The sequence below is a fragment of the Pseudomonas sp. NPDC089396 genome (assembly GCF_044749545.1).
Classification (GTDB): domain Bacteria; phylum Pseudomonadota; class Gammaproteobacteria; order Pseudomonadales; family Pseudomonadaceae; genus Aquipseudomonas.
Genome location: NZ_JBIVIC010000010.1, coordinates 213,982 through 220,061, shown reverse-complemented (window position 1 = coordinate 220,061; position 6,080 = coordinate 213,982). Strand labels below are relative to the sequence as shown.

Below are 6,080 nucleotides of genomic sequence, written 5' to 3'. Positions count from 1 at the left end.
ACTTGGCAACGCTGCGATCTCTCGTAGCGGGAGGCGAATCATACAGCGTTTAGAAGCGCTGTCAACCACCTTTTCAACCGCTATCGATCATTCGACCGAAGCACTTCCAGTACCACCTGGCTCGATTAACTCTTTGAATCTCAAGGAGTTTCTCGTTCCGACTACGCTGGAAGTGGGGCGCATTATAAGGAGATCTGAAACTTGGTCAACCCTTAATTTCATTTATTTGAAATATCCTGAGCGAAGACCGTATCAAGGCCGCCAGGTGCTTGCCACGGCATCTTCTGCTCCATTGAGATCCGGTGTACACCCTTGCCCCTACCCCAGCAATTGCGCACTATAGTGCACACCGCCCTACCCTCCTCAAGGATTGCCTCCCGCAAATGAACACCCAGCCTCGCAGCCTGGCCACAACGCTATTCCCCATCGGCCTGCTGCTCATCGCCATGGCATCCATACAGTCCGGCGCCTCATTGGCCAAAAGCATGTTCCCGATCGTTGGCGCACAAGGCACTACGACCCTGCGCCTGGTTTTCGCCAGCATTATCATGCTGATGATCCTGCGCCCGTGGCGTGTACGGATGACGGCAACCACACTGCGCAATGTGGTCATCTACGGCATGGCCCTAGGGGGGATGAACTTCCTCTTCTATATGGCCCTGCAGACCACTCCGCTGGGTATCGCCGTTGCCTTGGAGTTCACCGGACCATTGGCCGTGGCGCTTTTCGCCTCACGCCGCGTGCTCGACTTCCTGTGGATTGCACTCGCAGTTGCCGGCCTGCTGCTGCTCATTCCGGTCGGTCAAACTGGCCAATCCCTCGACCTGGTTGGCGTGGGCTATGCGCTGGGGGCCGGTGTCTGCTGGGCACTGTACATTCTATTCGGACAGCGCGCCGGCGCGGAGCACGGCATTCAAAGCGCCGCACTGGGTGTCGTGGTGGCCGCTCTGTTCGTAGCGCCTATTGGTATCGTCCATGCCGGCAGCGCATTGCTCACACCTGCGCTCATCCCGATGGCGCTCGGTGTTGCCATTCTCTCGACGGCATTACCCTATAGCCTGGAAATGGTTGCCCTGACCCGCATGCCGGCACGCACCTTCGGCACATTGATGAGCATCGAACCTGCAATTGGCGCACTTTCAGGGTTGCTGTTCCTCGGCGAAGTACTGACTACGACACAATGGCTGGCGATTCTCGCTATCATCGCGGCTTCGGCAGGCGCCACGCTTTCAATGGGCCGCGACAGTAACCCAGCCGTTGCTGCCGACTGAATTGAGACATATTTACATTTGCTGCAGGATTAACCATTGTGGCGACTCGCCCCGCTGATTAAGCTGTCACACAAGCATCATCTTCACGCTATCTACTTGATGCACATGGATGCCGGGGAGTATTCACGAAACACCGAAGCGATAATGACAGGGTAAGGCGTGTGCTCAGCCCTGCAATTAAGGACAGGAATGAAACGTATTTTGCTCATCCTGGCGGTCCTGGTCATTGCAGGATGTGCCGCTACGGCCAAGACCGAGGTCAAAAAAGGGAAAAAGGGCCTGCATATCAACTGCTCGGGCCTGTCCTCGTCGTGGGACAAGTGCTACAGCAAGGCTACCGCGGCCTGCAGCGCACGGGGCTACAAGGTCATCGCGCGCTCTGGGGATACCGACGAAGAGCCGGGCGATTACCTGTTCGGCATCAACCCAGCCGGTTATACCAGTCGTAGCATGATCATCATCTGCAAGTAGCAAGAAGGGCAGCCTGTGAGCTGCCCTTCTTTCATTCCATTCCCGCCACGCCCTTCATAGCGGTGCCGTGCGAACTTGCAGCCATTCCAGTGCAGCACCTTCAAGTAATGGCGCCAGACGCTCGCGCACGGTCGCGTGATAACGATTGAGCCAGTCGAGCTCTTCCCGTGCCAGCAGCTCCGGCACCAGACAGCGAGTATCGATAGGGCACAACGTCAAGGTCTCGAAACTCAGGAAGTCACCGAACGCCGTCGTGCCGGCCTCACGGTTCACTACCAGGTTCTCGATACGCACGCCCCAAGCGCCTGGGCGATAAGTGCCTGGCTCGATCGAGCTGATCATTCCCGCCTGCATAGCTGTCTGAGGCGTGGTCGCCGCCTGGTAGGCGATCACCTGCGGCCCTTCATGCACGTTCATGAAGTAGCCCACGCCATGCCCGGTACCATGGCCATAGTCGACCTGATCCGCCCAAATCGGCGCACGCGCAATGGCATCGAGCAACGGAGAGAGGATCCCGCGAGGAAACGTGGCACGCGACAGTGCGATCATCCCTTTCAGCACTCGCGTGCAATCCTGCTTCTGCTCGAGAGTCGGCGTACCCACCGGGATCATCCGGGTGATATCAGTGGTCCCGCCCAGGTACTGCCCTCCCGAATCGATCAACAGCAGGCCATTACCTTCGATCACCGCGTGGGACTGCTCGGTTGCCCGGTAATGCGGCATCGCGCCGTTTCCGTTGAAGGCGGCAATGGTGGAGAAACTCAACGAAACGAAATCAGGTCGACGGGCCCGCGCAGCACTCAATTGCTCATCGACGGTCAGCTCGGTAATGACCTGTGCGCCCAGATGCGCTTCGAACCAGGCGAAGAATTCGCACAGCGCCGCGCCATCCTGCTCCATGACCCGGCGGATATGCACCAGCTCTTCTTCGGTTTTACGTGATTTACTCAGCGTGGTGGGGTTCAGCCCCTCGACCAACTGCACCTGGGCATCCAGGTTCTTCAGCAAACCGCAGGTCGCCCGCGCGGGGTCGACCAGCAAACGGCTGGCCGGCGCCAAGGCTGCGAGTGCCTGGTCAACCTGTGAGTAATCACGCACTTCAATACCGTCGGCCTGAAGCACATGACGCAAGTGCTCATCTAGCTTATCCGCCCCGACGAACAAAATGGCCTGCGCCTGGCCGATCAGCGCGAAGGAAACGAACACCGGATTGTAGGAAACATCGCTGCCGCGCAAGTTGAACAGCCAAGCGATGTCATCAAGGGTCGCGAGGAAGTGCCAATCGGCCCCCTTCTCCTTCAAGGTGCTGCGCAACTGGGCGAGCTTTTCCTCCCGACTGACCGTGGCGTGGGGCGCAAGGTGCTGGTAGACCGGGTTACCAGGCAGTGTCGGACGCCCCTCCCAGACCGTGGCCAACACGTCGTTGTCAGTCACCAGGCGGATGCCACGAACGGCCAAGCGCTCTTCGAGCTGACGCGCCGAGGCCAGGGCCATGACCGCGCCATCCACGGCCACGGTGCCCTGGGTGACGACATTGTCGCCCAACCATTCCAGTGCACCCGGCTTGCCTGGCTGCAGCTTCATGAGCTCGATACCACTGCCAGCCAGCTCTTTCTCGGCCTGCTCCCAGTAACGGCTGTCGGCCCACAGACCGGCAAAATCAGCAGTGACCACCAGGGTCCCCACCGAGCCATCGAAGCCGGACAACCAGCGGCGCCCCTGCCAGTACCCCGGCAGGTACTCGGACAGATGGGGGTCGGCCGAGGGCACCAGCAGGGCATCAATGCCCTCCTCGGCCATCACTTGGCGCACACGCGCCACGCGCTCCGGCACACTCTGCTCAATCGTGGTCTGAACGTTCATGCGCACTCCTGCGGATACATCGTGGTTAATCCAGGATGACGATAATGGAACAGCCACCCCAGCGCTGCAATCGTGGCGACCTGGGCACGGCCCGCAAAGCCTGGACGCCACCTGCAAATAGGATCATTCCTACAAGCACACCGATACCTTCGATCGACTTCAGCTGAACTTCCCGCCAACCCAAGCTTCACAACCAGTACATTCCTTGCACACAGGTCGACGCCCATGTCCAGCGCCTGCGACCGGAAGAATGCTGTCGTTCTCCTCGATACCCGCGAGCACACCCCGGAGCACGAGCACGCGGTTCATCTCAAGCTCGCTGCCGGCCTGGCGCAATTGCTGGGTTGCGCAGTCGTGCAACCCGCGCAACCACCCAGCAGTGTGGACAACTACTATTACCTGCCTACCGAAACCTTGATCGGCCCGGACCGCCATGCCGTGATGGGGATCCGCACCGAACAGGACTTGTTCGGTGGCCTGGTCAGTCATCCGTACATGGCCACCAAAGCGATCTCCCACCCCTTGCCGGCCAATGCCAGCTTCCCACCAGGCTGGACCGACGCCTTCGCGCTGCAAGCCAGTGATGCCCTGCTGCGTGGCTACACCGTGTTCAGTAAAGCCGATGCCCGCCGCGCCGCGCAGCTACTGCTGCTAGAAGGGCCATTGCGGCTCAAACCCGTGCTGGCCTGTGCCGGGCGCGGGCAGCAGGTGCTCACCCAACTCGATGAGCTGGAACCGCTACTGGTCAACATCGATGACCAGGAACTGGCGCTATGGGGCCTGGTGCTTGAGGAGGACCTGAGCGATGTGCAGACGTTCAGTGTCGGCCAGGTCAGTGTCGCCGGGCTGACTTGCAGCTACCACGGCACCCAGCAATTGACCCGCGACCACCAAGGTATCGAAGTCTACGGCGGCTCCGAGCTGGTGGTGGTACGCGGCGGTTACCAAGACTTACTGCAGCTTGCGCTGGAGGACCACCTGCGCCTGGCGATCAACCAGGCCATCACCTACGAGCAGGCAGCCGAGCAGCACTTTCCTGGCTTCATCGCATCCCGCCGCAACTATGACATCGCCCGGGGCAACAACCCTCATGGCCATCTGCGCAGCGGCGTGCTCGAACAGTCCTGGCGCCTGGGCGGGGCGAGCAGTGCAGAACTCCTGGCCTTGCAGGCATTTGCCGCAGACCCCGCTTTGCAGCGGGTACGTGCGTCCACCCACGAGGTGTTCGGCACACCCGATCTACCCGCTGACGCCACCCTCTTCTACCAAGGAAACGACAGTGAACTCGGACAACTCAGCAAATTCGCGCGGATTCGCGAGCATGACCATTCAGAGTGAAACCGTAGAACTGCAAGTGGAAAACGACAGCATCGTCGGCACGCTGGTCAGCCCCGGTAGCAAGATGCCGGGCATTCTGTTCGTCCACGGCTGGGGTGGCAGCCAGCAGCGTGACCTGGCCCGTGCCAGGCATATTACCGGGCTGGGATGCGTATGCATGACGTTCGACCTGCGCGGCCATGAGAAGACTGAAAGCCAACGGCTGACCGTCACCCGCGAGCAGAACCTCAATGACCTGCTTGCTGCCTACGACTGCCTGGCCAACCACCCCTCGGTGGACAGCACCGCCATCGCGATCATCGGCAGCAGCTATGGCGGTTACCTGGCCACCCTGCTGACCCTCCAGCGACCGGTGAAATGGCTGGCCTTGCGGGTACCGGCAATGTATTGGGACGAGGAATGGGACACCCCCAAGCAGACCCTCGACCGCCAGCGCCTCAATGCCTACCGCCAGCGCCAGCTCGGCCCGGCCGATAACCGAGCGCTTGCGGCCTGCGCGGAATTCACTGGCGATGTGCTGCTGGTAGAGTCCGAGCAGGACGATTATGTGCCGCACACCACGCTGATGAGCTATCGCTCGGCATTCGTCAGTGCCCACTCGCTCACCCACCGTATCGTCGATGGTGCAGACCATGCGCTCTCCAGCGAAGAAAGCCAGAAATCCTACAGCTCAATTCTGGCTGCGTGGATCAGCGAGATGGTGATTGGCGCGCGCCTGGACCGCTACCCGCACTACGCGCCGTGGTACGCCTGAAGCTCGCCCACCTGGCAATGCAAGCCGCCATCGACGTCGCGCACCAGGCTGCGTAGCGCCTGATAGGCGGTAAAGTTCACGCCGCGCGCCTGATGCAGGCTGAGCAAGTCGAGAAAAGGCTCATCGGCAAAGCTGTGTGCCGCCGATGCCCACGCCTGGCGCGACTGCCACTGCAAGTACTGCAGCACCCGACTGCCGTCATCACTGGCCTGGACACTGACCCCTTGCAGACCCTCGCAACGCAAGGCCAGTTCCTCGCTGCGCGTGACCAGAGCCTCGGCCAACGCCGCCTGGCGAGAAACCGGCACCTCGTATTCGATCATCTGGGTAAACCACAGGGAAAGCGGCGTAGCCGTCATGGTCAGTCTCCTTGCTCTGAACGC

The 6,080-nt window shown here is 60.7% G+C and carries 6 protein-coding genes; 4 read left to right on the top strand and 2 right to left on the bottom strand.

The features are described from left to right. Window positions 1-383: 383 nt before the first annotated feature. Together rhtA and ACIPZB_RS19730 are read left to right on the top strand one after the other, a co-directional pair. Window positions 384-1,271 carry a threonine/homoserine exporter RhtA gene (gene rhtA, locus ACIPZB_RS19735; RefSeq protein WP_400642203.1) on the top strand — a complete coding sequence of 296 codons (888 nt, stop codon included), beginning with the start codon at window positions 384-386 and terminating at the stop codon, window positions 1,269-1,271. Between the two features lie 189 nt (window positions 1,272-1,460). Next, window positions 1,461-1,742 (top strand): hypothetical protein, encoded by a 282-nt coding sequence (locus ACIPZB_RS19730; protein WP_400642201.1) that lies wholly within the window; start codon window positions 1,461-1,463, stop codon window positions 1,740-1,742. A gap of 54 nt (window positions 1,743-1,796) precedes the next feature. Here the strand turns inward: ACIPZB_RS19730 and ACIPZB_RS19725 are convergent, their stop codons facing one another. After that, window positions 1,797-3,605: an aminopeptidase P family protein gene (locus ACIPZB_RS19725; protein ID WP_400642199.1), complete on the bottom strand. Its 1,809-nt coding sequence runs from the start codon at window positions 3,603-3,605 to the stop codon at window positions 1,797-1,799. A gap of 225 nt (window positions 3,606-3,830) precedes the next feature. On the opposite strand from ACIPZB_RS19725, the gene ACIPZB_RS19720 reads away from it, so the two are divergent. Beyond that, window positions 3,831-4,943, top strand: a complete 1,113-nt coding sequence (locus ACIPZB_RS19720) for a DUF3182 family protein (RefSeq protein WP_400642198.1) — start codon at window positions 3,831-3,833, stop codon at window positions 4,941-4,943. Further along, window positions 4,927-5,697 carry an alpha/beta hydrolase family protein gene (locus ACIPZB_RS19715; protein ID WP_400642197.1) on the top strand — a complete coding sequence of 257 codons (771 nt, stop codon included), beginning with the start codon at window positions 4,927-4,929 and terminating at the stop codon, window positions 5,695-5,697. The genes ACIPZB_RS19720 and ACIPZB_RS19715 overlap by 17 nt, the downstream gene beginning before the upstream one ends. On the opposite strand, the gene ACIPZB_RS19710 is transcribed toward ACIPZB_RS19715, so the two are convergent. After that, window positions 5,676-6,056 carry an antibiotic biosynthesis monooxygenase gene (locus ACIPZB_RS19710; RefSeq protein WP_400642196.1) on the bottom strand — a complete coding sequence of 127 codons (381 nt, stop codon included), beginning with the start codon at window positions 6,054-6,056 and terminating at the stop codon, window positions 5,676-5,678. The two genes, ACIPZB_RS19715 and ACIPZB_RS19710, sit on opposite strands and share 22 nt — an antisense overlap. Window positions 6,057-6,080: the final 24 nt, after the last annotated feature.